The organism is Janthinobacterium sp. 35 (genome assembly GCF_002754575.1).
GTDB classification, from domain to species: domain Bacteria; phylum Pseudomonadota; class Gammaproteobacteria; order Burkholderiales; family Burkholderiaceae_D; genus Janthinobacterium; species Janthinobacterium tructae.
Map to the genome: position 1 here is coordinate 5,313,914 of NZ_PEFN01000001.1, position 26,430 is coordinate 5,340,343.

A 26,430-nucleotide genomic window follows, 5' to 3' on the forward strand; every position below is an offset into this window, starting at 1 on the left:
CGGGGCAGCTTGGCGCCGGCGCAAGCGTCCGGCGTGCGCGCGGCATGGGCACAGCATGACCAGGAGCGGCTGGACTGGGCCTTCCGGGCATATACGCGCTTTGCTGAATCGCTGAGCCCTGAAATCCGTGACCGCCTGGCCAGCAAGGATCAGCAGGCGGAAGCCTACGTGGTCGTTTTCGGCAAGACTCAGGTCGGCAAAACCACCTTGCTGATGGAGTTGATGGGGGTGCTGGCGACGCAGATGCCGCGCGTGGCGCGGGTCTTGCGGGGTGGACGCGCGGCCGGACAATCGGCCACCGCCACCACGATGGAATACCGCCGTTCGCCGGATCAGCGCTGGGGACTGAAAGTCAATGAAACAGCCACCGCATGGTACGACGATGACCTGGCCATGGAGGCGGAACTTGGCCGGTTGCGAACGGCGATGGAAATGCGCCAACTGGTCGCGCATGGGCCATGCGTCGTGTTCGTCCCGCTGGAATGCTTTGATGCCGATGTCGCGCAGTCGGGCGTGCGCATGCTCGATCTTCCCGGCGACAAACCGGCAAACGCGGCAGAGCAGGAGCATGTACATGCGATGGCCCGCAAATACGTGCCGCTGGCCGATCTGATCCTGCTGGTGGGGCGCGGTGATGACTTGTCGTTCCTGCAGGGGGGCGGCCTGACGTTGCCGGGCATCGAAGACTGGCAAAGCGCGCCGCGGCGTTTTCGGATTGTCACCACGTATTCCTTCACGGCGCAGTCGGTGCGCGACATGGTGCGCGAGCATGCGGGCGAGGCCGAAGTGCCACTGTACCGGCGGCGCCTGGTCGAACAGATTGAACGCTCGATACCGCTGAGTGAGGATGTCAAGCGCGCGGCGAACTTTTTCCCGCTCGAGTTCGGGCAGTCGTGGCTCGATGCCCGCGAAGCCGAGCCCCTTCTGTATGCGCGGGTACAGCCGATGATGCTGACACTCAAGCAGCAGTTGCTGAGCGATATACAGGCGTCGACCACGCCATTGGCGCGTCTGCGCGTTGCCGTCGATGCGCACATGGTGATTGCCAGGGTGAAGAAAAAACGCCAGGAAGTGCTGGGTGCCGAGAGCGAGGCGCTGCAAGCGGTGCTGGAGCGGGCGCAGCACGAACAAGGGCAGGCGCAACTGGCGGCCGAGAATATCGGCAAACAATGCGCCAGCCTGGCGCAGGCGCAGGAAGCATTGACGGACGAGGCGTTGTCGAAAGACATAGCGCGGCATTTCGTTTTTGCCACGACGGCGCCTGGCGATCCATACGAAAGCGTCGAGGGCTTCAAGGCAGTGATCCGGCGCGCGAAGTCGTCCATGAAGCAGGCCATGCTGGCCAGCCATCCCGACACGGCACGGATGTCAGGTACAAAGCCGTTCTGGCGCCGTGTGGAGTTGAATGATGGCGCCAGCGGCAGCGACGACATACTGGACGATGCGTTCAGCAGCTTCCTCTCCACCCTCAATGCCTACTGGGTGGACAAATACTGGAGCACCGGCGAGGGCAGCGACTATGCCAGGGATCTCAGGACCTTCAAGCGCTGTATCGACGAGGTCCAGACGGAACTCAAGGCGCTTGCCCGCAAACGCTGGCTGGCCGCCGCGCATGCCTGGCGGGAACGCCTGCTGGAGGAGCTGGAGGAGCAACGCTACAAACGCGACGACTTTCAGCGGCTTGCCGACGGCGGCATCGCGCCGATCAAGCTGCTGGAGGAGAAACTGGCACAGCACACGCAGGCGCGCGAGCTGTTTGAACAGCGGATGGAAAACGACCTGGTGGAGAGCCGCCGCTTTGCGTCGCTGCTCGACGCGGAATATGTCGCTGAGCTGGAACAGCGGCGACAGGCGATCTGCACCGCCGGCAACCGCGTCACCGGCTTTCTGGGCTTGCTGGCTGCCGTGCGTCTTGTGGACGTACGCAAGCAAGTCCTGCTGCACATCGAACCCTCCGCCATTTAATTTACTTTTACTTCATATTGACCAAGGCCATGAACAATCAACACGATATCGCCCGCCAGGAACACGAATTTCAGGAACTATTGCAAAAAGTAATGCAGGAACCGCTGGCGCCTGTTACGAAGTCGGTCCGCGAGCTGGACAAACGGCTGAACCAGTTTGAATCGATGCTGGAAGATTTACAGGCCATTATCCAGGGCACCAATATGAGTGCGGATGACGCGCTCACGCAGATTCGCTCGCTCAAATCGCTGGCCGAAGAGACGCCGCGCGAAATTCGCCTGTCGTTGCAACCCATGCTGCATCAGGTCCAGAATACGCTGGAACAGGGCACGGTGACTGCCCACCGCGACTCGGTGGAGAAATTGTCGGGACAACTGGTGCAGCAAGGTGAGTCCGACAAGCAATCCTTCATTCAGTTGCATGAAATGATGGCGCAGCAGCGCCATGAGCTGGGCACGCATGTGGCGGCATCGCTCATGGAGGTTGCCCGCCGCAACGAAGCCGAGGTGGCGCCGCTGGTGCAGTCCGTGGCGCAGATGCAATTGGCGTTTGCCGAGCAGCAAATGCAATTGACCGCGCTGGCGATGCAGCAGGAGGCGTGGGCCAGAAAATGGACGGAGCAGTTGGCGTCCTCAACACAATCTGTGCGGCGTTGGCTGATTGCCACCCTGGTCGTGGCCAGCGCAGGCTGTGCCGCCGGAATTGCCATGTTTGCCGGGAGGGTCTGACTGCCGCAGCGATAGAGAAACTGGCCATGCTCCAGGCCTGCTCAACCGCTGTGCGCCACCAGCCTGAGCCGCGTAATCTCCGCCGGCGCGCCGATGCGTTTCGGCGGTCCCCAGTAACCGGTGCCGCGGCTGACGTAAATCCACAATCGGCCACGCCGGTGCAGGCCTGCCACATACGGCTGCTGCAGCGGCACGAACAGATTCCATGGCCAGAATTGTCCCCCGTGCGTGTGGCCCGACAATTGCAGGTCGTAGCCGGCCGCTTCGGCCTCGGGCGCGCTGCGCGGCTGGTGCGCCAGCAGGATGCGGGGGATATCGGCCGGTGCGCCGGCGATGGCCGCTTGCGGGTCGCTCTTCTGCGCCGGATCGAAGGCGGCTGCATTGAAATCGGTGACGCCGGCCAGCGCCAGGCGCGCGCCGTCGTGTTCCAGCACCGCATGTTCGTTCATCAGCACGCGCAAGCCCAGGCGGCGAAATTCCGCCACCCAGGGCGTCGCGCCCGAATAGTATTCGTGGTTGCCCGTGACGAGGAAGACGCCGTGGCGCGCGCGCAGCTCGCCCAGTGGCGCCGTGTGGCTGCCCAGTTGCGCCACCGTGCCGTCGACCACGTCGCCCGTGATGGCGATCAGGTCCGCCTGCAGGCCGTTGGCGCGCGCGACGATGGCTTCCACGTAGGCGCGCTGGATGGTGGCGCCCACGTGGATGTCGCTCAGTTGCACGATGCTAAAACCGTGCAGGGCGGCCGGCAGGCCGGCGATCGGCACGTCGACTTCGCGCACGCGCGCCACACGGCGGGCGTTGATGAAGCCGACGACGCTGGCCAGCAGCGCCAGGGCCAGGGCCGCCACGGCGGACGCTTGCGCGTGCGGGCGGGTGGCGGGAATCAGCATCAGCAGCTCGCGCAGCACGGTGAGCACGAACAGCGAGGAAAAAAAGCCCATGCACAGCGAACCGGCCCAGCTCAAACGGTCGGCCAGGCGCGCATCGCCCGTGACGGCGCGCGCGAAGATGGTCATCGGCATGAGCATGGTCGATGCCAGCAAGACGGCGCCACCCAGCAGCCAGCCGGCCACGCCGATGGGAAGCGCAGGCAGCAGCAGCCAGCCCAGCAGGGCGTGCAGGGCGCCCAGGATCATGGTGATGCGCAGCAGCGGCGTGCGGGTTGTCATGTCAAGGTTCCAGAAGTGGGGCGCCCAGATAGGCGGAAGTGATGCGCGTGAAACTGCCATCCTGGCGCATGCGCCGGAATACGCGGTCGAAGGCGGCGGCCAGCGCGGGCGAGCCTGTATTCTTGCGAAACACGATATAGGTGTCGAAGCGGGCCAGTGGCGGCGCCACGCGGACGATGCCTTGCAGTTTCAACTGTTTGACCGTGTACTGGCCGACGACGCCGTCCGCCAGCACGGCATCGATGCGGCGCAGCGCCAGTTTCTGGAAGTTGGCGGCATCCGTCGGTACGTCGGCGATGCTCCAGCGGCCCTGCGCCACGCCGGCGGCGATGGCTTCGGGCAGGCGAAATCCACCGCGCACGCCGATCACTTTGCCAGCCAGGTCGTCCAGCTTGCCCACGGCCGGCAGCGTGTCGGCCTGCCGCACGAACAGCGCGTACTCGGTCGGCTGCAGCGGTACCTTGCCAAATTCCAGGTACTGCTCGCGTGCCGGCGTGCGGCTCATGGCGAAGGCGCAATCGACCGTGCCCTGCGGCCTGGCCAGCTCACTTTCGAGCCGGCGCCATGGCATGGCGCGAAATTCAATGGCGATGCCCAGGCGGGCTGCCGCCTCGCGCAGCACATCGACGTTCAATCCCTCGATGCGGCCTTGATTCTGCATGAAGTAGGGTGCGAAGAGGTCGTCATGGCAAACCAGCCTGCCTGGTAATCCTGCTTCGGTGCTGGCCGCCACGGCCTTGCTGGCCGGCATTGCCAGCAAGGCCGTGGCGGCAAAGGCGGCCAGCCAGGCACGGGGGCGCAGCCATGTGGAAAAAGGCACAGCAGCGCCATTACCTATCGTTTTTTGCTGCAATTGTTCATCCCGGTTGGCCCGAAACAGTCGCGTTTCGCACTGCCGATTATAGTCGACGCGTTATGTAAATGACCAATTGCGCAGCCAGTCCAGCGTCATGATGCGATATGCAGCCCCAGCATGGCCAGCTTGCCGAAATCGACGGGCTTGGCGAAGTGCTCGTTGAAGCCGGCTTGCAGGGCCGCCTGGCGGTCGTGTTCCTGGCCATAGCCGGTCAGCGCGACGAGCAGGAATTGCTGCGGGATCGGCAACTGGCGCAATTGGACGGCCACCTCGTAGCCGCTCATGTCGGGCAGGCCGATGTCGAGAAAGATGATGTCGGGCTTGAATTCCACGGTGCGCTCGGTCGCTTGCGCGCCCGTGTAGGCGGTGCGCACCGTGTGGCCGTACATTTCCAGCAGTTCGGCCAGGGTGTCGGCCGCATCGCAGTTGTCGTCGACGACGAGGATGCGCTGGCTGGCGCCACTGGCCGCCTGCGGCGCCGGCGCGGCCGGCAGCGGCACGTTGGCGTCGAGCGGCAAGATGACTTCGAAGGTGCTGCCCAGTCCTACGCCGGGGCTGCTCACGCTGACCTGGCCGCCGTGCAAGGTCACCAGCTTGCGTACCAGCGACAGGCCGATGCCCAGGCCATCCTGCACCCGGTCGGGCGCGTGGCCGCTTTGCTCGAACAGGCCGAAGATGCTGTCGATGCTGGCGGCGGCGATGCCGATGCCGTTGTCGCAGAGGCGTATGCGCACGTTGTCACCTTCGCGCACGGCGGAAATGGCGATGCGTCCGCCCGGCGCCGTGAACTTGGCCGCGTTCAGCAGCAGGTTGGCGACGATCTGCGACAGGCGCACGGCGTCGCCGCAGACCCACAGTTCTTCCTGCGGCAGGTGCACATCGAGTGCATGGCCGCGCGTCTCGACGCTGTGCGAACTCGTTTCCAACGCGCTGCGCATGACGCTGGCCAGGCTCACGCTTTCCCATTGCAGCGAGATCTTGCCCTGTGAAATGCGCGACACGTCGAGCAGGTCGTCCACCAGGCGCACCAGGTGGTCCGTATGGCGGCCGATGGTGCGGCGCGCATTGTCCTGCACGGCCGGCACGACGGGGTCGAGCTTGCACAGCAAGGCCAGCGCCGTGCGGATGGGGCCCAGCGGGTTGCGCAGTTCGTGCGCCAGGGTGGCCAGGAATTCATCCTTGCGGCGGTCCACGTCGCGCAGTGCGCGCTCGACCCGTCCCAGGCGCAGCAGCGCCTTGACGTTGGCGATCAGTTCATCTGCCTCGATCGGTTCGACCAGGTAATTGTCGGCGCCGCCGTCGAGGGCGCGGATCTTGTCGGCCGTGCCGATGCACGAGGCCGACGTCTGCAGCACCAGGATGGTGTTCGTTTCGGCGCCGCCCTTCAACTGGCGGCACACTTCCAGGCCGTTGATGTCGGGCAGCTTGACGTCGAGCAGGATCAGGTTGGGGCGGTCCTGGCGGGCGCGCAGCAGCGCGTCGCCGCCGTTCGACGCTTCGATGACCTTGAAGCCGGCGCGTTGGAGGATGCGCGACTTGGCGTAGCGGGCGCCGTCGCTGTCATCGACGTTGAGGATCAGAGCATCGCTATTGTTATCCGGTAGCATGCGCATTGTCCCAGGTGGTTGTGCCTTGCGGCGGAAGCGGCTCTTGCCGGTGATGTTGGTTGCCGATCAGTGCGCGCAGGGTCGCCAGCAATTGCTGGCGCGACAGCGGCTTGACGTAGTAGGCGTCGGCGCCCAGGGCCAGGCCCTTGCGCACGTCGTCGATCTCGGTGGCGACGATGACGGGCACCTGGCGCCGCAGCGGGTCGTTTTTCAGCTCGGCCAGCCAGTGCCAGGCCGTTTCGCCGTGCAGCAGGATGTCGAGGATGACGGCGGCGGGGCGCTGCTGTTCCCAGCGTTCCTGCGCCTCGCGCACGCTGCGCGCGGGAACGACGCGAAATTCGCTGCCGGCCAAAAATTTTTCATACAGCAGGCGGATGGGCGGATTGTCTTCCACCACCAGCACGCCGATGCGCTGGTCGTTGCCGTTGTCGTTGGCCGGCGCGCTCGGCGGCAGGCTGCCTTCGGGCGCATGGTAGCTGGTGGGCAGGATGACGGAAAACAGCGACCCCTGGCCCGGCGTGCTTTCGACGGCCACCGTGCCATTGAGCAAGGTGGCCAGGTTGCGGCACAGGGGCAGGCCCAGGCCCGTGCCTTTGACCTTGCGCTGCAGGTGATTTTCCACCTGGCTGAATTCCTCGAAGATCAGCTGCACGTCTTCGGCGGCGATGCCCAGGCCCGTGTCGGAGACGGAAAAGCGGATGGCGTCCTGCTGCGGCAAGGGCGTGGCGCTGACGACGATGGCGCCGGCCTCGGTGAACTTGAGGGCGTTGGCGATGAAGTTGCGCAGGATTTGCGACAGCTTGCCTTCATCCGTATGTATCTGCAGCGCCGGATCGGGGTCGATGAAGGTCAAGGTGAGCGACTCGGACACCAGCAGCGGGCGCAGCATGCCGCGCAGGGCGCTGAACAGGTCGGCCACCTGGAAACTGTTGGCGTGCACGTCGACCTTGCCCGCCTCGATCTTGGCCAGGTCCAGCAAGTCGTTGACCAGGTCGCTCAGGCTGACGGCGCTTTGCAAGATGAACAGCACCTGCTTTTCCTGCTCCTCGGACAGCTCGCCATCGATGCGGTCGAGCAGCAGCTTGGACAGGGCGCGGATGGAGCTGAGCGGCGTGCGAAATTCATGACTCATGTTCGACAGGAAGCGCGATTTCATCTGGTCGGCGCGGCGCAGGTGGTCGGCTTTTTCATCGAGTTCCGCAAACAGCGCCACCACGCCCCGGTTGGTGTCTTCCAGTTCGCGCGTCAGCTGTAGTAAATCGTCCTGGCGCGTCTTCAGTTCGGCCAGGGTGGCGAGCAGCTCGCGGTTCTGCTGCTGCACTTCGGACAGCGTGATATCCGAGGGCAGCGCCTGCAGGCTGCCGGACAGCGCGCCGATCATGCTGCCGTCGAGCAGGGGTGCGTCGCGCGGGAACAGTTTTTGTAGCGTGATCTGCGTGCCGTCGCCCGGCGTGCTGTGGATATGGCAGCGGTCCATCAGGCGCTGCGCGCCCAGGATGCCCAGGCCCATGCCCGTGGGTGAACGGTAGGTGCCGGCCAGTATCTGGTCGAGCTGCGCGATGCCGGGGCCCTGGTCTTCGATGCGGATGCTGAGTAGCTGCGGCGCCGTCTGGCCATCGATGGCGAAGTGCACCTTGCCGCTGCCGGCGTAGTTGTAGACGTTGCGCGCCAGTTCCGATACGGCCGTGGCGATGCGCACCTGGTCCTGCACGCCGAAGCCGCACAGGGCGGCGATCTGCCGCGCGCGCTGGCGTGCGCCCACCACATCGAGTTCGCTGCCGATATGCGCCGTCAATATGCGTTGTGTCATGGCGTGTCGTTCCTTTCCGCACCGGCATGCCGGTGCTCCTCATGTTCGCGCAGCACCACCACCGTGACGTCGTCGCGTCCGCGCGCAAAATCGCGGTACAGCACGGCGGCGACCAGGCTGGGGTGGCATTGCGCCAGGCCCGGATAGCGTTCCAGGTCCCAGCGCGTGTGCAGGCCGTCGCTATGCATGATCAAGGTCGTGCCCGGCTGCCACGCATGGCAGAATTCCTGCACCTTGCGCAGATTGCTGCCGACGATGCCGTTATGCGACAGCAGATGCCGGCGCTGCTGCGCGTCGAAGGCGCAGGCGGCGATATTGCCCACGCCCGCATAGCGCAGTTCGCGCCGCGCGCTGTCGATGTGCGCCACCGCCAGGGCCGCGCCGCGCGTGGTGCGCAGGGCGCCGTGGGCCAGTGCGATGAAGGGGGCGGGCAGGGGCGGCAGTCCCGGCGTGGCGTGTTCCAGCAGCGCGCTGGCGCATTCCGAGGCGCGCGCCGCCAGCGGGCCGTGGCCCAGGCCATCGGCCACCAGCAAGCTCAGTTCATGGCCTTCGCACACGACGTTCCAGGCGTCGCCGCACACCTGTTCCGAGGCCAGCGGCAGGCACACGGCGCCGATTTGCCAGTTCGGATGGGCGGGAACGGCGCTGCTGGCGTTCGGCCCCCACACCACCGCCATCAGCACGGTACCCTTGCCGGGTGCCGTGTACAGGTCGAATTCCTGGCTCAGGCGGCGTATCGCGCCCAGGCCCACGCCGTAGGTGCCCGTGGTGGAATGGCCATCCTGCATGTGCTGGCGCACATTCGCCATGCCGGGACCGTTGTCGATGGCCAGCACTTCGATGCCGCTGGTGCCGCCGCGCAGCACCTTGCGCAGCAGGATTTCGCCGCGCTGCGCGTGCTTGACGATGTTGGTGGCCGCTTCGCTGATGATGATGGCCAGCTGGCCCGTGCGCACGTCGTCGAAACCGATGCGGCGCGCCAGTTCGTTGCCGGCGCGGCGAGCCGCGGCGATCTCGCTCGGTTCGCCGATGGGGAAACTGCGTTGCCTGGCAATGTCAGGGGCTTGCTCGATGTGGTTCAAAACAGCTTCCATTTCGCGATGGTGACGGTGGTGCCCGCGCCGGGCACCGTGTCGATGTGAAAGGCGTCGGCCAGGCGCTTGGCGCCGCCCAGCCCCAGTCCCAGTCCGCCGCCGCTGGTATAGCCATCGGTCAGCGCCAGGGCAATATCGTCGATGCCCGGTCCCGTGTCGACAAAGCGCAGTTCCAGTCCCTGGCGCGCGCCATCGCAGACGCGCGCGATGCGCGCTTCGCCGCCGCCGCCGTAGCGCAGGGTGTTGCGCGCCAGTTCGCTCGCCGCCGTGATGATCTTGGTCTGTTCGATCAGGCCAAAACCCATGGCGACCATGCTGTCGCGCACCTGCTTGCGCAGCCGCACGACGTCTTCGTCGCTGTGCAGGGGCAGGATCTGCTGCACCTGTTGCACCCCCGCCTGCGCCTGCGCGCCCAGCACGGCGCCCCCCGTCATGCGCATGCGCCGTCCCGTTCCAGCAGCTTGATGCCCCGTTCCACGTTCAGCGCCGTGCTCACGCCTTCCAGGGTCAGGCCCAGTTCCACCAGCGTGATGGCGACGGCCGGCTGCATGCCGACGACGACGGTGCGCGCGTCGAGGATTTTCGCCATCGCCGCCGTGTTGCTGATCATGCGGCCGATGAAGGAATCGACGATGTCGAGCGCGGAAATGTCGATCAGCACGCCCGTCGCGCGGTCCGTCACGATGCGCGTGGTCAGGTCGTCCTGCAAGGTCATCGCCAGGCGGTCGTGCATGTCCACCTGGATCGTCACCAGCAGCAGCCGGCCCATGCGTAAAATGGGGATTCTCTCCATAGGCGCCTCAGTGTTGCTGCTGCTGGTAAGTGATGCTGGAACCCGTGCGTTTCAGGGCCACGACGAAGGCGTCGGCCAGGGTGGCCTTGGTCATCACGTCTTCCAGGTTGACGCCCAGGTGCACGATGGTTTGCGCGATCTGCGGGCGGATGCCGCTGATGATGCAGTCGGCGCCCATCAGGCGCGCGGCGGCGATGGTTTTCAGCAGGTGCTGCGCCACCAGCGTGTCGACGGTGGGCACGCCCGTGATGTCGATGATGGCGATCAGGGCGCCCGTGTCGACGATCTTTTGCAGCAGGCTTTCCATCACCACCTGCGTGCGGGCGCTGTCGAGTGTGCCGATCAGGGGCAGGGCCAGCACGTTTTGCCACAGCTGCACCACGGGCGTGGACAGTTCCAGCAATTCCTGCTGCTGGCGCAGAATCACCTGTTCGCGCGCCTTCTGGTAAATGGCGATGGTCAGCAAGCCCAGTTCGTCGAACAATTTGCTGGTGCTGATGATGGCGTCGCCCAGCTGCTCCGGCTGCGCCGTGATTTGCTGGCGCAGGTAGGCGAACAGCGGCTCCTTGAGGGCGAACATGAAGCTGGCCGTGTCGATCGGCGAATAGCCCTGGCGTACGCGCGATTGCGATATGTCAGCGATCAGCTGGCGCGTATCGTCCCAGGCGCCACCTTCGATGTCGAATGCGTCGCCGCTGTCGAGTGCGCCCGCCAGCAGCGGCAGCAATTGCGCTGCCTGCTGGCGCAGCTCGTTTTCGGCGATCTTGTCGCGCCGCACCAGGCGGGCGACCAGGCCGGCCATCCAGCCGTCCAGCAGTGCCGTGTGGTGCTCGTTGATGATGGCGGCCAGTTGCTGCGCCTGGGCCGTGCCCGTCTTGACCGTGTCCGTCTTCATTTTCATGCTCATCCTTGGCTGAGTGGAGGGTGCGGCACGGCCGCAAACGGCCCCGCACTGTGATGAATAAATTATAGGCAGGCGTGGCTCTGGCTTGTGTTCTGTGCCGCACATAGTGGCGCATGTCGATGTACATTCCTGCTGGAAATATTCGCATCATAAAGATGTATGTGATTTGCATGTTTAAGCGAATTCCGCTACACTGGCAACACTCAACAAGAGAAACACGCCATGAATATCGACAAATTCAAACAGCAGCACCTGGCCATCCTGGCCTCCATCGATGCCCTGCGCCAGCTGGCGCGCGGCGGTGTGGCCGCGCAGGCGCAGGCCATTGCCGAACAGATCATCGCCATGAGCGGCTTGATCAAGCTGCACCTGGCCGTCGAGCAGCGCTACCTGTATCCGGCCGCGCAGAGTTGCGGCGTGGCCAGGGTGGCGCAGCTGGGCCGTCAGTACGAAAACGAAATGCACGGCATCGCCGGCGCCTACCTCGATTTCGCGGGCCGCTGGAATACGCCCGTGCGCCTGGCGGCCGAGCCGGATGCCTTCCGCAGCGAAGCCAATACCGTGCTGCACGCGCTGTTCCAGCGCATGCGCCGCGAAGACCACGATCTTTATCCCGCCATTGAATCACTGGCCTGAAAACCGCCTGCTCATATATCTAAAGGAATTCCACATGCTGACCCAAGAACAACGCGCCATCATCACGGCCACCGTCCCCATCCTCGAGCAGGGCGGCGAAGCGCTGACGCGCCACTTCTACAAGAATCTGTTCCGCGACCATCCCGAAGTGCTGCCGTACTTCAACCAGGCGCACCAGCACAGCGGCGACCAGCAGCGCGCGCTGGCCAATGGCGTGCTGATGTACGCCAAGCACATCGATCAACTTGCCGCGCTGGGCGACCTGGTGGCCACCATCGTCAACAAGCACGTGGCCCTGCAGATCCGCGCCGAGCACTATCCGCTGGTGGGCGCCAGCCTGCTGCAGGCGATCCGCGAAGTGCTGGGCGAGGAAGTCGCCAGCGACGCCGTCATCGATGCCTGGGGCGCGGCGTATGGCCAGCTGGCCGACATCCTGGCCGGCGAAGAAGGGCGTATCTACAAGGCGCAGGCGGCCGCACCGGGCGGCTGGAGCGGCGCGCGCGACTTTTTAGTGCGCGGCAAGACGGTGGAAAGCGGCGAGATCACGTCCTTCCTGATGGCGCCCGCCGATGGCCAGCCCGTGCTCGACTTTGCGCCAGGCCAGTATATCGGCGTGCTGGCCACGGTTGATGGCGTGCCCATGCGCCGCCAGTACTCGTTGTCGGCCGCCAGCAATGGCCAGACCTACCGCATCAGCGTCAAGCGCGAAGAGGGCGGCAAGGTGTCGAATTTCTTCCACGACCACGTGCAGGCGGGCGACACCGTACAGCTGACGCCGCCATCGGGCGACTTCGTGCTGACGGAGAGCGACAAGCCGCTGGTGCTGATCAGTGGCGGCGTGGGCATCACGCCGACCCTGGCCATGCTGACGGCGGCCCTGCGCGGCAAGCGTCCCGTGCATTTCATCCACGCGGCGCGCAACCAGGGCGTGCATGCGTTCCGCGCGCAGATCGACGCACTGGCCGCGCAGCACCCGCAGTTGCAGCGCTATTACTGCTACGCGGAACATGACGGTGAGCAAGGCGCACCGGACGCCGTCGGCTTGCTGAGTAAACAGACGCTGAATCACTGGCTGCCAGCCTCGCGCGACGTCGACGCCTACTTCCTGGGGCCGCAGCCGTTCATGCGGGCCGTCAAGCAGTATCTGCGCGAGCTGGGCGTGCCGGAAGGGCAGACGCACCATGAATTCTTCGGACCGGCAGCCGCGCTGAACTGACCTTGTCTGCCTTGTGTTGCTCCTGTGTTGCTCCTTGTGTTGCTTCTGCGAGAAAAACCGCTGCCGTAAGGGGCGGGTAAGCCTCGCGCTGTACTGTGAACCCAAGCTCGCATAAAAGAGCAGGCTTTTACATAACAGGAGGCAACACCATGCATGACGATCTGGTTCAAAAAATCAAGGGCGACCCCAATTATCATCGGCTGGTCAGGGTGCGTTCCAGCTTCGGCTGGGCGCTGACGGGCCTGATGATGCTGGTGTACTACGGCTACATTCTGCTCATCGCCTTCAACAAGGAATTCCTTGCCACTAAAACGGGCACCGGCGTGATGACCTGGGGCATGCCAATTGGCTTGTTCGTCATCGTGTTTACCGTGGTGATCACCGGCATTTATGTCCGCCGCGCCAACAAGCAATTCGACGAGCTGACCAGCGCCATCCAGGCACGGGTGCAAGCATGAGCCGCGCCCCATCGATGCAACGCACATTTTCCTGCCTGGCAGCCCTGACCTTGCTGGCGAGCGCCAGCAACAGCGTGCTGGCGGCCGGCGCCGACCTGGGCCAGGCAGTCAAGCAACCGACCAACTGGACGGCGATCATCATGTTCGCCGCCTTCGTCATTTTTACACTGTTCGTCACCAAATGGGCGGCCGCGAAGACCAAGTCGGCCTCCGATTTCTACACGGCCGGCGGCGGCATCACGGGCTTCCAGAATGGCCTGGCGATTGCGGGCGACTATATGTCGGCGGCATCGTTCCTCGGTATTTCCGCCGCCGTCTTCCTCAACGGCTATGACGGCCTGATCTATGCCATCGGCTTTCTCGTCGGCTGGCCCATCATCACCTTCCTGATGGCCGAGCGCTTGCGTAATCTGGGCCGCTACACCTTTGCCGATGTGGCCGCCTACCGCTTCAAGCAGGCGCCGATCCGCATTTTCTCGGCCTCCGGCACCCTCGTCGTCGTGGCCTTTTACCTGATCGCGCAGATGGTGGGCGCGGGCCAGCTGATCAAGCTGCTGTTCGGCCTGGAATACTGGATCGCCGTCGTCCTGGTCGGTACATTGATGATGATTTACGTGCTGTTTGGCGGCATGACAGCCACCACCTGGGTGCAGATCATCAAGGCCGTCATGCTGCTGGGCGGCGCCACCTTCATGGCCGTGGCCGTGCTGGCGCAATTCAACTTCAGCCCGGAAGCGCTGTTCGCCAAGTCGGTGGACGTGCACGCCGCCAAGGAAGCCATCATGGGCCCAGGTTCCTTCATCAAGGACCCGATCTCGGCCATCTCCTTCGGTATGGCGCTGATGTTCGGTACGGCCGGTTTGCCGCACATCCTGATGCGTTTCTTCACGGTGCCGAGCGCCAAGGAAGCGCGCAAATCCGTGTTCTGGGCCACCACCTGGATCGCCTATTTCTACATCCTGACCTTCATCATCGGTTTTGGCGCCATCGTGCTGGTAAGTACCAATCCCGAGTTCAAGGATGCTGCCGGCAAGCTGCTGGGCGGTAACAACATGGCGGCCGTGCATCTGGCCAAGGCTGTGGGCGGTAATGTGTTCCTGGGCTTCATGTCGGCGGTCGCGTTTGCCACCATCCTGGCCGTCGTCGCGGGTTTGACCCTGTCGGGCGCGTCGGCCGTGTCGCACGATCTGTATGCCACCGTCATCAAGAAGGGCAAGGCCACGGGCGCCAACGAATTGAAAGTGTCGCGCGTGACCACCATCGTGCTGGGCATTATCGCCGTCGTGCTGGGCATCGCCTTTGAAAAGCAGAACATCGCCTTCATGGTCTCGCTGGCCTTCGCTATCGCCGCCTCGGCCAACTTCCCCGTGCTGTTCATGTCGGTGCTGTGGAAAGACTGCACCACGCGGGGCGCCACCATCGGCGGCTTCCTGGGCTTGACCACGGCCGTCGCGCTGACGGTGGTGTCGAAGTCCGTGTGGGTCGACGTGCTCGGTCATCCGGCGGCGCTGTTCCCGTATGCCTCGCCGGCGCTGTTCTCGATGACGGCAGGCTTTGTCGGCATCTGGCTGTTCTCGGTGCTCGACAAGAGCCCGCGCGCGCGCATCGACCGTGCCGGCTACGAAGCGCAGCAAATGCGTTCGGAAACGGGCATCGGCGCGGCAGGCGCCAGCGCACATTGATGTTTTAGATAGTTACTGCAGGAAACAATGCCCGGCTTGCCGGGCATTGTTGTTTCTGGCGCGCTTACTTCGCCACGCGCAGGGGAATCACGCCCGCCGCCAGCGCCGGCACGCCCGGCGTCGCTTCGAGTATCGAGGCCAGGGTCACCGTGTCGAGCACGGCCAGGAAGGCCCCCGTGGCCTGGCCCAGCTTGGCTTTCAGCAGGCAATCGGGCGTCAGCGGGCAGGTATTGTTTTCCTGGTTAAAACATTCCGCCATGAAAAAATCGTTTTCCGTCTCGCGCACCACCGTGCCGATATTGATCTCGGCCGGGTCGCGCGCCAGGCGCAGGCCGCCATTCCTCCCACGCACCGTTTCCACGATGCCTGACAGGCCCAGCTGGTGCACCACCTTCATCAGGTGATTCTTGGAAATCGCATGCAGGTCGGCGATGTCCTGGATGGTCACGAGGCGGTCGCGGTGCACGCCCAGATACATCAGGGTGCGCAGGGTGTAGTCGGTATAAGCAGTCAGTCGCATGGGATATCGTTCATAAAGATGTGGATTACATCCTTGTTTCAAGCCGCCAGCATACAGGAGAGTGCCCGGCCATCGCCACCGGCATGTGACTTGCACCGTGACTTTTCAGCCTGAAAAGACAAATTTGGTTGCCTTTCGCTTAAATGCGTAGTAAATTTTCATATTGTTGCCCTGCTAAACAGCTCGCAAGCCCTTTAAGGCCCTTTCGACGTGGATTTTATTGATGAAAATCAAGAGGATGGTGAGACAGTAAGGTAAATTTACTACAAAATGGATGATGGGCGTTTCCCGGGTCGGGAAGCGCGTACTACGCAATCTGTGCGGTGCCGCCGTGGCCGCCCCAGGAAATGAATACCATGCAAATGAATGAAGTGAAAGACGAGCTGCTGAGCAGCGATATCCGCCAGCTGGGCCGTCTGCTGGGCGACGCCATCCGCAACCACCTGGGCGACCCCGCCTTCGAGCGCATCGAACATGTGCGCCAGCTGGCCATCCGTTTCCGCCGCGACAATGACGAAGCGGCGCGCGCGCAGCTGTCGGACGCGCTGCAAGCGCTGTCGCAGGAAGAAACCACCCAATTGACGCGCGCCTTCAGCTATTTCTCGCTGCTGGCCAACATTGCAGAAGATCAACACCACATCCGCCGCACGCGCGCCCATCTGATCGCCGGTTCGCCGCCGCGCCAGGGTAGCCTCAGCCATGCCGTCGGCAACGTGTTTGACGCGGGCAAGGCCGATGCGCTGGAAACGTTCTTTGAAGATGCGTTTGTCAGCCCCGTGTTCACGGCGCATCCGACGGAAGTGCAGCGCAAGAGCATCCAGAATTGCCAGATGGCCATCGCGCGCCTGTTGAGCGAGCGCGACCGCGTGCAAATGACGCCGGAAGAGGCGGAGCAAAACGAAGAAGCGCTGGGCCGTGGCATCGTCACCCTGTGGCAGACGCGTTTGCTGCGCACCAGCAAACTGTCCGTCATGGATGAAGTGGCCAATGGCCTGTCGTTCTACGACCACACGATCTTGCGCGAATTGCCGAAATTGTATTCCTCGCTGGAAACCATGCTGGCCCAGCGCGATGCCCGCTGGGAAGATGCGGAATTGCCCAATTTCATGAAGGTCGGCAGCTGGATAGGTGGCGACCGCGACGGCAACCCGTTCGTTACGGCCGACATCCTGCGCAGCACCCTGCAGACGCAGGCCGACAAGGTGCTCGACTTTTATCTGGGAGAATTGCGCAAGCTCGCCTCGCAGCTGTCGCTGGCGCAAATCTTGAACGCCTGCAGCGAGCCGCTGCGCGCGCTGGCCGAACGCTCGGCCGATGCGTCGCCACACCGCGTCGATGAGCCGTACCGCCGCGCCTTGCATGGTATCCATGCGCGGTTGGAAGCGACGCGCGTCGCCTTGTGCGGCAAGGGCAAGCCAGCCGAAGGCGTGCAGCCCTACGCTGCCGCGTTTGATCTGCTGGCCGACCTGGACGTGGTCCAGCATTCGCTCGTCAGCAATGGCTTGCGCGCGCTGGCGCGTGGCCGGCTGCGCCAGTTGCGCCGCGCCGTCAAGGTCTTCGGCTTTTCGCTGGCGCCGCTGGACTTGCGCCAGAATTCCGACGTGCACGAGCGCGTCGTGGGCGAACTGTTTGCCGGCGCCCAGCCGGGCCTGGTCTACCTGGACCTCGATGAAGAGCAGCGCATCGCCGTGCTGCTGGCCGAGCTGGAGTCTCCACGCCTGCTGACGTCGCCGTATGCGCAGTACTCCGAGGAAACGACGTCCGAACTCGACATCTTCCGCGCCGTGCGCGAGGCCCACGTCAAATATGGCCGCGAATCGGTGCCAAATTGCATCATCTCCAAGGCGGCCAGCGTCTCGGACTTGCTGGAAGTGGCCTTGCTGCTGAAAGAAGTGGGCTTGCTGCGCCAGGACAGCCGCGAAGTGGACGTCAACATCATCCCCCTGTTTGAAACCATCGACGACTTGCGCGCCGGCCCCGCCATCATGGCGCGCGCTTTCGGCTTGCCGTTCTACCGTGGCTTGCTGGCGTCGCGCGCCGACCAGCAGGAAGTCATGCTCGGCTATTCGGACAGCAACAAGGACGGCGGTTTCCTCACCTCCGGCTGGGAACTCTACAAGGCCGAGATCGAGCTGGTGACGGTCTTCAAGCAATACCAGATCAAGCTGCGTCTGTTCCACGGCCGTGGCGGTTCCGTCGGGCGCGGCGGTGGTCCCAGCTACGAAGCCATCCTGGCCCAGCCGGCCGGCGCCGTGCAGGGACAGATCCGTTTGACGGAGCAGGGCGAAGTCATCACGGCCAAGTATGCGAACCCGGAAGTAGGGCGCCGCAACCTGGAAGTGCTGGTGGCCGCCACCATCCAGTCGACCCTGCTGCCGCAGGCGCAGCTGCAGCCGAAGGCTTCGGCCGGCGCGGGCCATCTGACCGCCATGGAAGAATTGTCTGGCACGGCCCTGAGCGCTTACCGCGACCTCGTGTATGGCACGGACGGCTTTGAACAGTATTTCTGGGAATCGACCGTGATCGCGGAAATTGCCGCGCTGAATATCGGCAGCCGTCCCGCCTCGCGCAAGAAATCGACCTCGATCGAGGATTTGCGCGCGATTCCCTGGGTCTTGAGCTGGGCGCAATGCCGCTTGATGCTGCCGGGCTGGTTCGGTTTCGGTTCCGCCGTGCAAGCCTACCTGGCCGCCCATCCCGCCGATGGCGCCGACGTACTGCGCGGCATGTACACGGACTGGCCCTTCTTCACGTCCTTGCTGTCGAATATGGATATGGTGCTGGCCAAGAGCGATATCGCCATTGCCGGCAAGTATGCGGAACTGGTCAAGGACAAGGCTTTGCGCGAGGCCATCTTTACGCGCATCCGCGCCGAATATGCGGCCACGCTGGACGCCTTGAAACTGATCACGGGCCAGGCAGAGTTGCAACAAGCCAACCCGCTGATGCAGCGCTCCATACGCAACCGTTTTCCGTATATCGACCCGCTCAACCACGTGCAGGTGGAGCTGTTGAAACGTTTCCGCGAAGGCAAGCAGGATGCGGCGGCGCGCACGGGCATTCATTTGTCGATCAATGGGATTGCGGCGGGGTTGCGGAATAGTGGTTGATTCTTTTTAACCCAATGGCAAATGCTGGGGTCGGACCTTAAGGTCCGACCCCGGTTTTGGCACTTGGGTTAGTTTCAAGTAAAACATCAAGGAGACAGCATGACCATCAAAGTTGCCATCAATGGCTATGGCCGCATCGGCCGCAATGTCTTGCGCGCGTTTTATGAAGGCGGCAAGCAGCAGGATATCGAGATCGTCGCCATCAACGACCTGGGCGATGCCAAGTCGAATGCGCATTTGACGCGCTACGACACGGTGCACGGCAAGTTTCCCGGCGTCGTCACCATCGATGGCGAGAATATGCTCGTCAACGGCGACCGCATCCGCGTCTTCGCGCAGCGCGACCCGGCCCTGATCCCCTGGGGCGAACTCGGTGTCGACGTGGTGCTCGAATGCACGGGTTTCTTCACCACCAAGGAAAAAGCCTCGGCCCACCTGAAGGGCGGGGCAAAGAAAGTCATCATTTCCGCGCCGGGCGGCAAGGATGTGGACGCCACTATCGTGTTCGGCGTCAACCAGCACGTACTGAAAGCCACGGATACGGTCATTTCGAATGCCTCGTGCACGACGAATTGCCTCGCGCCACTGGTCAAACCGCTTAACGACGCCATCGGCATCGAATCGGGCCTGATGACCACCGTGCATGCCTACACGAATGACCAGGTACTCTCCGACGTGATGCATGAAGACTTGCGCCGCGCCCGCTCGGCCACGCATTCGATGATCCCCACCAAGACGGGCGCGGCGGCCGCCGTCGGCCTGGTCTTGCCTGAATTGAATGGCAAGCTGGACGGTTTCGCCATCCGCGTGCCGACGATTAACGTCTCCCTGGTCGACCTGTCTTTCATCGCCAGGCGCGATACCACGGTCGAAGAAGTCAACGCCTTGCTGAAAACGGCGTCGGAAGGCGCGCTGAAAGGCATCCTCACATACCAGACGGAGCCGCTCGTTTCCATCGACTTCAACCACAACCCCGCGTCGTCGAATTTCGATTCGACCCTGACCAAGGTGTCGGGCCGCCTCGTGAAAGTGTCGTCGTGGTATGACAACGAATGGGGCTTCTCGAACCGCATGCTCGACACCACGGTCGCCCTGATAGCGGCCAAGTAACAAGAACCACCGCTGATCCAGCGCACCAGGACGGCCGGCCCACAAGGCCGGCCCTTGTAGCAACTCATTATAGAAAGCAGCACACCATGACCATGCAAGTACAGCAACGCGCCACCAAGATCGTTTCCACCATCGGCCCCGCTTCGAACGATATCGATACCCTCGTCCGCATGTTCAAGGCCGGCGTCGACGTCGTGCGCCTGAACTTTTCGCATGGCAAGGCGCAAGACCATATCGACCGCGCCCGCATGGTGCGCGAAGCGGCGGCCCTGTGCGGCCGCGAAGTAGCCATCATGGCCGACTTGCAAGGCCCGAAGATTCGCGTCGGCAAGTTTGAAGAAGGCAAGATCTTCCTGGAAAACGGCATGAAGTTCATCCTTGACGCGAAATGGGGCGAAAACGGTGAACTGGGTAACATCGAACGCTGCGGCCTCGACTACAAGGAATTGCCGCGCGACTTGCGCACGGCCGACGTGCTGCTGCTGAACGACGGCCTCATCGTGTTGACGGTCGACAAGGTCGTCGGCAGCGAAATCCACACGACCGTGAAAATCGGCGGCGAACTGTCGAATAACAAGGGCATCAACCGCCAGGGCGGCGGCCTGTCCGCGCCGGCGCTGACGGCGAAAGACATGGAAGACGTCAAGACGGCGATGAGTTTCCAGGCTGATTACGTGGCCGTATCGTTCCCGAAAAACGCCACCGACATGGTCATGGCGCGCCAGCTGGCCAATATCGCCGGTGAAGCGTGGGACCACAAGCCGATGATGATCGCCAAGATCGAGCGCGCGGAAGCCATTCCCGCCCTGCAAGAAATCCTCGACGCCTCCGACGGCATCATGGTGGCGCGTGGCGACCTGGCGGTCGAAGTCGGCAATGCGGCCGTGCCGGCCCTGCAAAAGCGCATGATCAAGATGGCGCGCGCGTCGAATAAACTGGCCATTACAGCCACGCAGATGATGGAATCGATGATCGTCAACGCCGTGCCGACGCGCGCGGAAGTGTCCGACGTGGCCAATGCCGTGCTCGATGGCACGGACGCCGTCATGACGTCGGCGGAAACGGCCTCGGGCCGCTACCCGATCGAGACGGTGGAAGCAATGGCCGCCATCTGCCTGGACGCGGAAAAATGGGATACCTGCAAGCTGGACGCCGATTTCCTCAACGCCACGTTCTCGCGCATCGACCAGTCGATCGCCTACGGCGCCCTGTTTACGGCGCACCACCTGCGCGTGAAAGCCATCGCCACCCTGACGGAATCGGGTTCCACGGCCTTGTGGATGAGCCGTTGCAACATCGATATTCCCATCGTCGCCCTGACCCCGAGCGTGGGCACGCGCCGCAAGCTGGCCCTGTACCGCAACGTCAGCACCCTGGAATTGACGTCCGGCACGGACCGCGACAAGGTCTTGCAGCAAGCGGAAGACTTGCTGCTGGAACATAAGGTCGTGACCAAGGGCGACACGGTCGTACTGACCTGGGGCGAGCCGATGGGCAAGGTCGGCGGCACGAATGCGCTGAAGATCATGAAGATCGGCCAGCACTGACCGTATTTCTGGCCACATTACTGGCCACATTGCTGGCCTCATCACTGGCCGACAGCCGCCTGCAGCCTTAAGAATGGCTGAAAGCGGGGCGCTTGGCCGCCCACTGCAATGGCAGATGCCCAATCTGCCATTGCGGTGGCCGCATTTCCGTGTCAGCATGGTTTCCCTGCCTGCCAAGGCGCATCCGGAGTACATGATGACCGAATACCTGCCTGCCTTGATCTGGTCGCTGTCGGCCTTCGCCTGCCTCTTCATTGCCAAACGCCGCTCCTTACGAATAACGGCCATCCGTGCTGTCCTGGTGGTGTTTCTGGGGCCGTTAGCCATTCCCTTCGTGCTGGCCGCCAGGCCCAGGATGCACGGCTAAGCGTGCGGCCTGCGCGCGTTCCTCTTTGCTATATTTAAACTTTTAGCGAATGGAATGCCCATGAAACGCAGCGCGACCTTGTTCCTGATGACTATTTTTTGCGCCGCCACGTCCGTCACAGCGGCCGAGCCGGCGCAGCGCCTGCAGCGCGCCACGGGCTTGTGGAAGGTGACGCCCGCCACGTCGCCGTTTTCCTGGGAAATCTGCGTCGACCAGGAGCGCGACCGCCTGATCGACGATGACTTGTGGACGGACTTCGAGCAGGAATGCCAGATCGCGTCGCAAAGCCGCCAGGGCGACAGCTACACTTTCCAGTCCAGTTGTCCGGGCGCCAGGCTCGCGGGCAGTTTCAAGGGCGACCTGGCCAAGGCGTATACGCTGACCGCCGATACCACGATGGAACTGAACGGCAAGACCGAGGTGCAGCGCACGGAACTGGCGGCCGTGCACCAGGGAGCCTGTCCGGCGGGGTTGGCTCCGGGCGCGAAGAAAATGCGCGGCGGCATGGTCATGAAGAGCTTGTATATCAGCCGCTAAGAGCCGGCAACCGCGCTGAAACAACGGTTTCCAGCGATAGGCAGGCGCCGGCATTGACGCCGGAGGCAAGGATTTGTGATAATGAGAATTATTATCAATTAGTCGCGCCTTGCCTTGCGCGCATCGGAGTCCTAGTGAACATGGCGCAATCCGGCGAATCGATCGCCGTCATTTACAGCAATCATCACGGCTGGCTGATGCGCTGGCTGCGCGCCAAGCTGCAGTGCGCCGACCATGCGGCCGACCTGGCGCAGGATACCTTCGTGCGCCTGCTGACGGCGCCGCAGGAAGGCCGGCAGACCTTGCGCGAACCGCGCGCCTACCTGACCACCGTGGCGCAGCGCTTGCTGATCGACCATTACCGGCGCCTGTCGCTGGAGCAGGCGTGGCTGGAAACCCTGGCGCAGCAGCCCGATCTGCTGATGCAGTCTCCTGAAGAGCGCTTGCTGGTACTGGAGGCCTTGCAGCGCATCGATGCCATGCTCGATGGCTTGCCGCCGCTGGTGCGCAACGCCTTCCTGCTGGCGCATGTCGACGGCCTTGCTTACGGGGAAATCGCGCGGCGCCTGGCAGTGAGCGAGCGCAGCATCAAGCGCTACATGGTGCAGGCGTTCGAACGCTGCATCCTGCTGATCCTGTGAGCGCCATCGATCCGCGCGCCGCCCGCGCGGCGGCGCAATGGCTGGTGCGCCTGCACGGTGGCGCCTTGAGTCCAGATGAGCAGCTAGCGTTCCAGGCCTGGCGCGCCAGCGATCCCGCGCACGCAGCGGCCTGGCAGCGGGCCGAGCTGGTGTGCGGCACCCTGGCCAGCGTGCCGCCCGCGCTGCGCCAGACAGCGGACGCGGCGCCGCCGTCGCCGCAGCGGCGTGCCGTGCTCTACGGTCTGGCCGGGCTGATCGCGGCCGGGCCGGCGCTGTGGCTGGCCAGCCAGTCGGCGCCCTGGCAAGCGTGGCGCGCCGGCATCCGCACGGCCAGGGGCGAAATCCGTCACATGACCTTACCCGACGGTACGCAACTGGTGCTCAATACGGAAACGGCCATCGACGTGCGCTTTGACGACGCGGCGCGGCTGGTCGTGCTGCATGCCGGAGATATCCACGTCGCCACGGCGCATGACAGGGCGGTGCCCGCGCGCCCGTTCCTCGTGCGCAGCAGCAATGGCGCCGTGCGCGCGCTGGGGACGCGCTTCAGCGTGCGCCAGGGCGCCAGCGTGCTGGCGCCGCGCACGCAGGTGGCTGTCAGCGAGGGCGCCGTCGAGATCCGACCGGCGCAAGCGCCCGATGCCTTGCGCAGGGTCAATGCGGGCCGGCAAGGCAGTTTCGACGATGTGGCCGTTTCCGCCTTGACGCCATTGTCCCCCCATGCGGATGCTTGGCTGCGGGGCGTGCTGATCGCCGAGCGCATGCCGCTGGGCGAGGTGCTGGAACAGGTGGCCCGCTATCGCTATGGCGTGCTGCGCTGCGATCCGGCGCTGGCCGCCATGCCCGTGGACGGCATCTTCCAGCTGAACGACCCGGACAACATCCTGCTCTTGCTGCAACATTCCTTGCCGATCCGGCTGGTGCGCCGTACGCGCTACTGGATCAGTGTCGAGGTGGCTTGAGATTGTCGGCTTACGCCTGTCGGGTATGGTAGGTCGGCTTAGCCCGCAGGGCGTAAGCCGACGTGCTCCAATTTACTTCTTGCCTGTCCCTTTTTTCAGATTGCTCCGTCATACAAGGTAGAGAACGAACAATCCGAACCATCGAAAGGTCCACATGGCTTTGCCGCACCGCAGCTTGACAACAGCACGCATGACGCTCCATCCCACCACCGGCGCCGTGCGCGCCGCGCTGGTCCTGCTCCTCGCCGTGGGCGCGGCCGGTACCGGTTTGCCCCAGGCAGCGCTGGCGGCTGAGTCCAGCCCGGCCGCCAGCCTGCGCGATTACAACATTCCCGCTGGCAGCCTGCGCGATGCGCTGGCATCGTTTGCCATCGCCGCCGGGATCAACCTGTCCACGCAGGGCGTGGTGCTCGACGGCCTGGCGACGCCGGGCTTGCAGGGCCGCCATGGCGTCTCCGCCGGCCTGCAAAAACTGCTGCAAGGCAGTGGCCTCGAAGTGCTTGCAAGCGGCAATGGCAATTACTTGTTGCGTAAAATCAGTAGCAGTACGGCCGATGGCGGTCTGGACAGCATGCCCGCCGTGATCGTCAGCGCCGAGGCCGACCGCGCCACGGAAGGCACGGGGCTATACACGTCGAGGAATATGTCGTCGGCCACGGGCTTGAACCTGTCGCAGCGCCACACGCCGCAAACGGTCAGCGTGATTTCGCGCCAGCAAATGGAAGATTTCGACCTGACCACCTTGCAGGACGTGGCGCGCGCCACGCCGGGCCTGTATGGCAAGACGCAGGGCGTGTCCGACCAGGAAACCACGTATTTCGCGCGCGGTTTTGCCTTGAGCCACGTGAGTGTCGATGGCTTGCCGCTCGATGTCACGGGTTTCAATGAGCGCAACGTCTCGGCCGACATGCTGATGTACGACCGCGTGGAAGTGGTGCGCGGCGCCACCGGCCTGATGGAAGGGGCCGGCGCGCCGTCGGGCAGCATCAACATGATACGCAAGCGCCCCACGGCCACGCCCTTGCTGAATGCCTCGGCACACCTGGGCAGCTGGAAGGACCGGCAATTGACGGTCGACGCCAGCAATGCCCTGAACGACTCGGGCAGCCTGCGCGGGCGCGTGGCGGCCAGCTGGCGCGACAGCGACAGCTTTGTCGATGTGGTCAACAATACCAATGGCACCGTGTATGCAATCGTCGAGGCGGATCTGACGCCGTCGACCACGGCCGGCATCGGTTTTTCGCGCCAGCACAGCCGCACCGACGGCGTGTTCGTCGGCTTGCCGACCTTGCCCGACGGCCGCCACATGGACTTGCCCCGCTCGACTTTCCTGAACAATGCCGACTCGTTCCAGAAACGCGACAACAACGTCGTCTTCGCCGACCTGGAAACGCAACTGGAGAAGGGCTGGCGCAGCCGCTTCGCCATCACCCACATCGATGCCTCATCCTCGACGCGCAATACCACCAACAGCCGTGTCGAGGGCGAAACGTATCTGCTGGAACAGTCGGAAACGGGCTGGAAGTACAACACGGAGCAAGTGGTGGCCGACTGGCGCCTGAGCGGCCCCGTCACCTGGTTCGGCCGCCAGCATGACCTCATCGTCGGCGCCAGCTACCGCCATGACGATTCGGACGCGGCCCAGAGCTGGGAAGGTGCGGGAAAGCGCGTGTTCGATCTGCGCCAGTGGAATCCGCACGCCTACCCGATGCGCGGCGCGCCGTTCGAGCCGTACAACTGGGGCCGCAAGACGGACGAGAAGGGCCTGTATGCGGCCGGCAACTTCAGCCTGGCCGATCCGCTGCGCCTGATGCTGGGCGGGCGCTTCGGCTGGTATGCGCAGGATGTCACGGGCTGGTATGCCAGCAAGCCGACGTGGCGCCGCGACCTGACGGAAAACGCGAAGTTTACGCCGTACGCGGGTCTGGTCTACGACCTGGACGCGCACCATTCCGTGTATGCGAGCGGCACGCAGATCTTCCAGCCGCAAAGCGTGCTCGATGTCAAGGGCAATACCTTGCCACCGTTGAGCGGCACCAACCTGGAAGCGGGCGTCAAGGGAGAATATTTTGGCGGCAGGCTCAATGCCAGCGGCGCGCTGTTCCGCATCAAGCAGAATAACCGCGGCATGGCCGATGAAGTCAATTGCCCCACGGGCGGCGCCATCTATTGCGCCCGCGCGGCCGGGCAGGTAAAAAGTGAAGGCGTCGACTTGCAGTTGTCGGGCTCGCCTCTGCCGGGCTGGCAGATCGCGGGCGGCTACACCTATGTGCTGGCCAAGTACACGAAGGACAGCGTGGCGGCGAATATTGGCCAGCGCATCGCCACCGATGAGCCGAAGCAATTGTTCAAGCTGTACACCACGGTGCAGCTGGGCGGCAGCCTGGCAAAATGGAACCTCGGCGCCTCCGTCTACGCCCAGGACAAGATCGACCGCCGCGACACGGCTTACCTGACGCAGCAGGGCGGCTACGCCATGGTCGGGCTGACGGCCGGCTACCGCCTCAGCGAGCAGGTACAGCTGCGCGTGAGTGTCGACAACGTGCTCGATCGCCGCTACTACCAGGGCCTCGGCTATGCCTGGTCGGGCGGGCTGGAACGCTACGGCGCGCCGCGCAGCGTGTTGCTGTCCCTGAACTACAAGCTGTAGCCGCTGCGCCAGCAGAGCGCGCCCGTGCGGGCGCCTCTGCTACACTGCCGCCGTCTTCACTTTCACAC

The 26,430-nt window shown here is 63.9% G+C and carries 23 protein-coding genes; 14 read left to right on the plus strand and 9 right to left on the minus strand.

What is annotated here, in order from left to right; translation table 11 throughout:
- Positions 1-9: 9 nt before the first annotated feature.
- Together CLU93_RS23615 and CLU93_RS23620 are read left to right on the plus strand one after the other, a co-directional pair.
- A complete protein-coding gene (locus CLU93_RS23615; protein ID WP_143451796.1) occupies positions 10-1,965 on the plus strand; it encodes a hypothetical protein in 1,956 nt (651 codons plus the stop codon).
- Between the two features lie 29 nt (positions 1,966-1,994).
- Positions 1,995-2,693 carry a hypothetical protein gene (locus CLU93_RS23620; RefSeq protein ID WP_099763570.1) on the plus strand — a complete coding sequence of 233 codons (699 nt, stop codon included), beginning with the start codon at positions 1,995-1,997 and terminating at the stop codon, positions 2,691-2,693.
- A 41-nt stretch (positions 2,694-2,734) separates the two neighbouring features.
- Here CLU93_RS23620 and CLU93_RS23625 read toward each other — a convergent pair whose 3' ends face one another.
- The 8 genes from CLU93_RS23625 to CLU93_RS23660 form a co-directional block, all read right to left on the minus strand.
- Positions 2,735-3,862: a metallophosphoesterase gene (locus CLU93_RS23625; protein ID WP_099763571.1), complete on the minus strand. Its 1,128-nt coding sequence runs from the start codon at positions 3,860-3,862 to the stop codon at positions 2,735-2,737.
- Between the two features lies 1 nt (position 3,863).
- Complete coding sequence (locus tag CLU93_RS23630) at positions 3,864-4,682, minus strand: substrate-binding periplasmic protein (protein ID WP_133250772.1); 819 nt, start codon at positions 4,680-4,682, stop codon at positions 3,864-3,866.
- Between the two features lie 128 nt (positions 4,683-4,810).
- Positions 4,811-6,325, minus strand: a complete 1,515-nt coding sequence (locus CLU93_RS23635; RefSeq protein WP_099764568.1) for an ATP-binding response regulator — start codon at positions 6,323-6,325, stop codon at positions 4,811-4,813.
- The gene (locus CLU93_RS23640) at positions 6,312-8,135 is read right to left on the minus strand and encodes an ATP-binding protein (RefSeq protein ID WP_099763573.1); all 1,824 of its coding nucleotides are present in this window, start codon (positions 8,133-8,135) and stop codon (positions 6,312-6,314) included. The genes CLU93_RS23635 and CLU93_RS23640 overlap by 14 nt, the downstream gene beginning before the upstream one ends.
- Positions 8,132-9,217: an ATP-binding SpoIIE family protein phosphatase gene (locus tag CLU93_RS23645; protein ID WP_257225072.1), complete on the minus strand. Its 1,086-nt coding sequence runs from the start codon at positions 9,215-9,217 to the stop codon at positions 8,132-8,134. The genes CLU93_RS23640 and CLU93_RS23645 overlap by 4 nt, the downstream gene beginning before the upstream one ends.
- Positions 9,214-9,663, minus strand: coding sequence for an ATP-binding protein (locus tag CLU93_RS23650; RefSeq protein WP_099764569.1), 450 nt, complete (start codon positions 9,661-9,663; stop codon positions 9,214-9,216). Before CLU93_RS23650 ends, CLU93_RS23645 begins: the two co-directional genes overlap by 4 nt.
- The gene (locus CLU93_RS23655; protein WP_099763575.1) at positions 9,660-10,022 is read right to left on the minus strand and encodes an STAS domain-containing protein; all 363 of its coding nucleotides are present in this window, start codon (positions 10,020-10,022) and stop codon (positions 9,660-9,662) included. The genes CLU93_RS23650 and CLU93_RS23655 overlap by 4 nt, the downstream gene beginning before the upstream one ends.
- A gap of 7 nt (positions 10,023-10,029) precedes the next feature.
- Positions 10,030-10,923, minus strand: coding sequence for an STAS domain-containing protein (locus tag CLU93_RS23660; protein WP_257225073.1), 894 nt, complete (start codon positions 10,921-10,923; stop codon positions 10,030-10,032).
- Positions 10,924-11,148: 225 nt separating this feature from the next.
- On the opposite strand from CLU93_RS23660, the gene CLU93_RS23665 reads away from it, so the two are divergent.
- The 4 genes from CLU93_RS23665 to CLU93_RS23680 all read left to right on the plus strand — a co-directional run bounded on the left by CLU93_RS23665 (position 11,149) and on the right by CLU93_RS23680 (position 14,918).
- Complete coding sequence (locus tag CLU93_RS23665; protein WP_099763577.1) at positions 11,149-11,562, plus strand: hemerythrin domain-containing protein; 414 nt, start codon at positions 11,149-11,151, stop codon at positions 11,560-11,562.
- Positions 11,563-11,596: 34 nt separating this feature from the next.
- Positions 11,597-12,778 carry an NO-inducible flavohemoprotein gene (gene hmpA / locus CLU93_RS23670; RefSeq protein WP_099763578.1) on the plus strand — a complete coding sequence of 394 codons (1,182 nt, stop codon included), beginning with the start codon at positions 11,597-11,599 and terminating at the stop codon, positions 12,776-12,778.
- Between the two features lie 149 nt (positions 12,779-12,927).
- Positions 12,928-13,236: a DUF485 domain-containing protein gene (locus tag CLU93_RS23675; RefSeq protein WP_099763579.1), complete on the plus strand. Its 309-nt coding sequence runs from the start codon at positions 12,928-12,930 to the stop codon at positions 13,234-13,236.
- Positions 13,233-14,918 (plus strand): cation acetate symporter, encoded by a 1,686-nt coding sequence (locus tag CLU93_RS23680; protein WP_243420243.1) that lies wholly within the window; start codon positions 13,233-13,235, stop codon positions 14,916-14,918. Before CLU93_RS23675 ends, CLU93_RS23680 begins: the two co-directional genes overlap by 4 nt.
- Positions 14,919-14,982: 64 nt before the next feature.
- Here CLU93_RS23680 and CLU93_RS23685 read toward each other — a convergent pair whose 3' ends face one another.
- On the minus strand, positions 14,983-15,438 hold the full coding sequence (locus CLU93_RS23685; RefSeq protein ID WP_099763580.1) for an RrF2 family transcriptional regulator: 456 nt from the start codon (positions 15,436-15,438) through the stop codon (positions 14,983-14,985).
- Positions 15,439-15,794: 356 nt separating this feature from the next.
- On the opposite strand from CLU93_RS23685, the gene ppc reads away from it, so the two are divergent.
- The 8 genes from ppc (at position 15,795) to CLU93_RS23725 (ending at position 26,362) form a co-directional block, all read left to right on the plus strand.
- Positions 15,795-18,548 (plus strand): phosphoenolpyruvate carboxylase, encoded by a 2,754-nt coding sequence (gene ppc, locus CLU93_RS23690; protein ID WP_218968354.1) that lies wholly within the window; start codon positions 15,795-15,797, stop codon positions 18,546-18,548.
- Positions 18,549-18,647: 99 nt separating this feature from the next.
- On the plus strand, positions 18,648-19,658 hold the full coding sequence (gene gap, locus CLU93_RS23695) for a type I glyceraldehyde-3-phosphate dehydrogenase (RefSeq protein ID WP_099763581.1): 1,011 nt from the start codon (positions 18,648-18,650) through the stop codon (positions 19,656-19,658).
- Between the two features lie 86 nt (positions 19,659-19,744).
- Positions 19,745-21,205, plus strand: coding sequence for a pyruvate kinase (gene pyk, locus CLU93_RS23700; protein ID WP_180287922.1), 1,461 nt, complete (start codon positions 19,745-19,747; stop codon positions 21,203-21,205).
- 115 nt (positions 21,206-21,320) lie between these two features.
- Complete coding sequence (locus CLU93_RS23705; RefSeq protein ID WP_099763582.1) at positions 21,321-21,572, plus strand: hypothetical protein; 252 nt, start codon at positions 21,321-21,323, stop codon at positions 21,570-21,572.
- Between the two features lie 60 nt (positions 21,573-21,632).
- Entirely contained in the window at positions 21,633-22,109 is a 477-nt protein-coding gene (locus tag CLU93_RS23710; protein ID WP_099763583.1) for a DUF3617 domain-containing protein, read from the plus strand.
- A gap of 140 nt (positions 22,110-22,249) precedes the next feature.
- Positions 22,250-22,750, plus strand: coding sequence for a sigma-70 family RNA polymerase sigma factor (locus tag CLU93_RS23715; RefSeq protein WP_099763584.1), 501 nt, complete (start codon positions 22,250-22,252; stop codon positions 22,748-22,750).
- A complete protein-coding gene (locus CLU93_RS23720) occupies positions 22,747-23,712 on the plus strand; it encodes a FecR domain-containing protein (RefSeq protein WP_099763585.1) in 966 nt (321 codons plus the stop codon). The genes CLU93_RS23715 and CLU93_RS23720 overlap by 4 nt, the downstream gene beginning before the upstream one ends.
- Positions 23,713-23,902: 190 nt before the next feature.
- Positions 23,903-26,362 (plus strand): TonB-dependent siderophore receptor, encoded by a 2,460-nt coding sequence (locus CLU93_RS23725; RefSeq protein WP_257225074.1) that lies wholly within the window; start codon positions 23,903-23,905, stop codon positions 26,360-26,362.
- The last annotated feature ends 68 nt before the right edge of the window (positions 26,363-26,430 follow it).

Bases quoted from the DNA above. Each gene is read 5' to 3' on its own strand.
- CLU93_RS23660 (WP_257225073.1), bottom strand. From the start codon at position 10,923: ATGAAAATGAAGACGGACACGGTCAAGACGGGCACGGCCCAGGCGCAG.
- CLU93_RS23665 (WP_099763577.1), top strand. From the start codon at position 11,149: ATGAATATCGACAAATTCAAACAGCAGCACCTGGCCATCCTGGCCTCC.
- pyk (WP_180287922.1), top strand. From the start codon at position 19,745: ATGACCATGCAAGTACAGCAACGCGCCACCAAGATCGTTTCCACCATC.
- CLU93_RS23625 (WP_099763571.1), bottom strand. From the start codon at position 3,862: ATGACAACCCGCACGCCGCTGCTGCGCATCACCATGATCCTGGGCGCC.
- CLU93_RS23710 (WP_099763583.1), top strand. From the start codon at position 21,633: ATGAAACGCAGCGCGACCTTGTTCCTGATGACTATTTTTTGCGCCGCC.
- CLU93_RS23685 (WP_099763580.1), bottom strand. From the start codon at position 15,438: ATGCGACTGACTGCTTATACCGACTACACCCTGCGCACCCTGATGTAT.
- CLU93_RS23715 (WP_099763584.1), top strand. From the start codon at position 22,250: ATGGCGCAATCCGGCGAATCGATCGCCGTCATTTACAGCAATCATCAC.
- CLU93_RS23635 (WP_099764568.1), bottom strand. From the start codon at position 6,325: ATGCTACCGGATAACAATAGCGATGCTCTGATCCTCAACGTCGATGAC.
- hmpA (WP_099763578.1), top strand. From the start codon at position 11,597: ATGCTGACCCAAGAACAACGCGCCATCATCACGGCCACCGTCCCCATC.
- CLU93_RS23675 (WP_099763579.1), top strand. From the start codon at position 12,928: ATGCATGACGATCTGGTTCAAAAAATCAAGGGCGACCCCAATTATCAT.
- CLU93_RS23640 (WP_099763573.1), bottom strand. From the start codon at position 8,135: ATGACACAACGCATATTGACGGCGCATATCGGCAGCGAACTCGATGTG.
- CLU93_RS23705 (WP_099763582.1), top strand. From the start codon at position 21,321: ATGCCCAATCTGCCATTGCGGTGGCCGCATTTCCGTGTCAGCATGGTT.
- CLU93_RS23655 (WP_099763575.1), bottom strand. From the start codon at position 10,022: ATGGAGAGAATCCCCATTTTACGCATGGGCCGGCTGCTGCTGGTGACG.
- ppc (WP_218968354.1), top strand. From the start codon at position 15,795: ATGCAAATGAATGAAGTGAAAGACGAGCTGCTGAGCAGCGATATCCGC.
- CLU93_RS23620 (WP_099763570.1), top strand. From the start codon at position 1,995: ATGAACAATCAACACGATATCGCCCGCCAGGAACACGAATTTCAGGAA.
- CLU93_RS23680 (WP_243420243.1), top strand. From the start codon at position 13,233: ATGAGCCGCGCCCCATCGATGCAACGCACATTTTCCTGCCTGGCAGCC.
- CLU93_RS23725 (WP_257225074.1), top strand. From the start codon at position 23,903: ATGACGCTCCATCCCACCACCGGCGCCGTGCGCGCCGCGCTGGTCCTG.
- CLU93_RS23650 (WP_099764569.1), bottom strand. From the start codon at position 9,663: ATGACGGGGGGCGCCGTGCTGGGCGCGCAGGCGCAGGCGGGGGTGCAA.
- gap (WP_099763581.1), top strand. From the start codon at position 18,648: ATGACCATCAAAGTTGCCATCAATGGCTATGGCCGCATCGGCCGCAAT.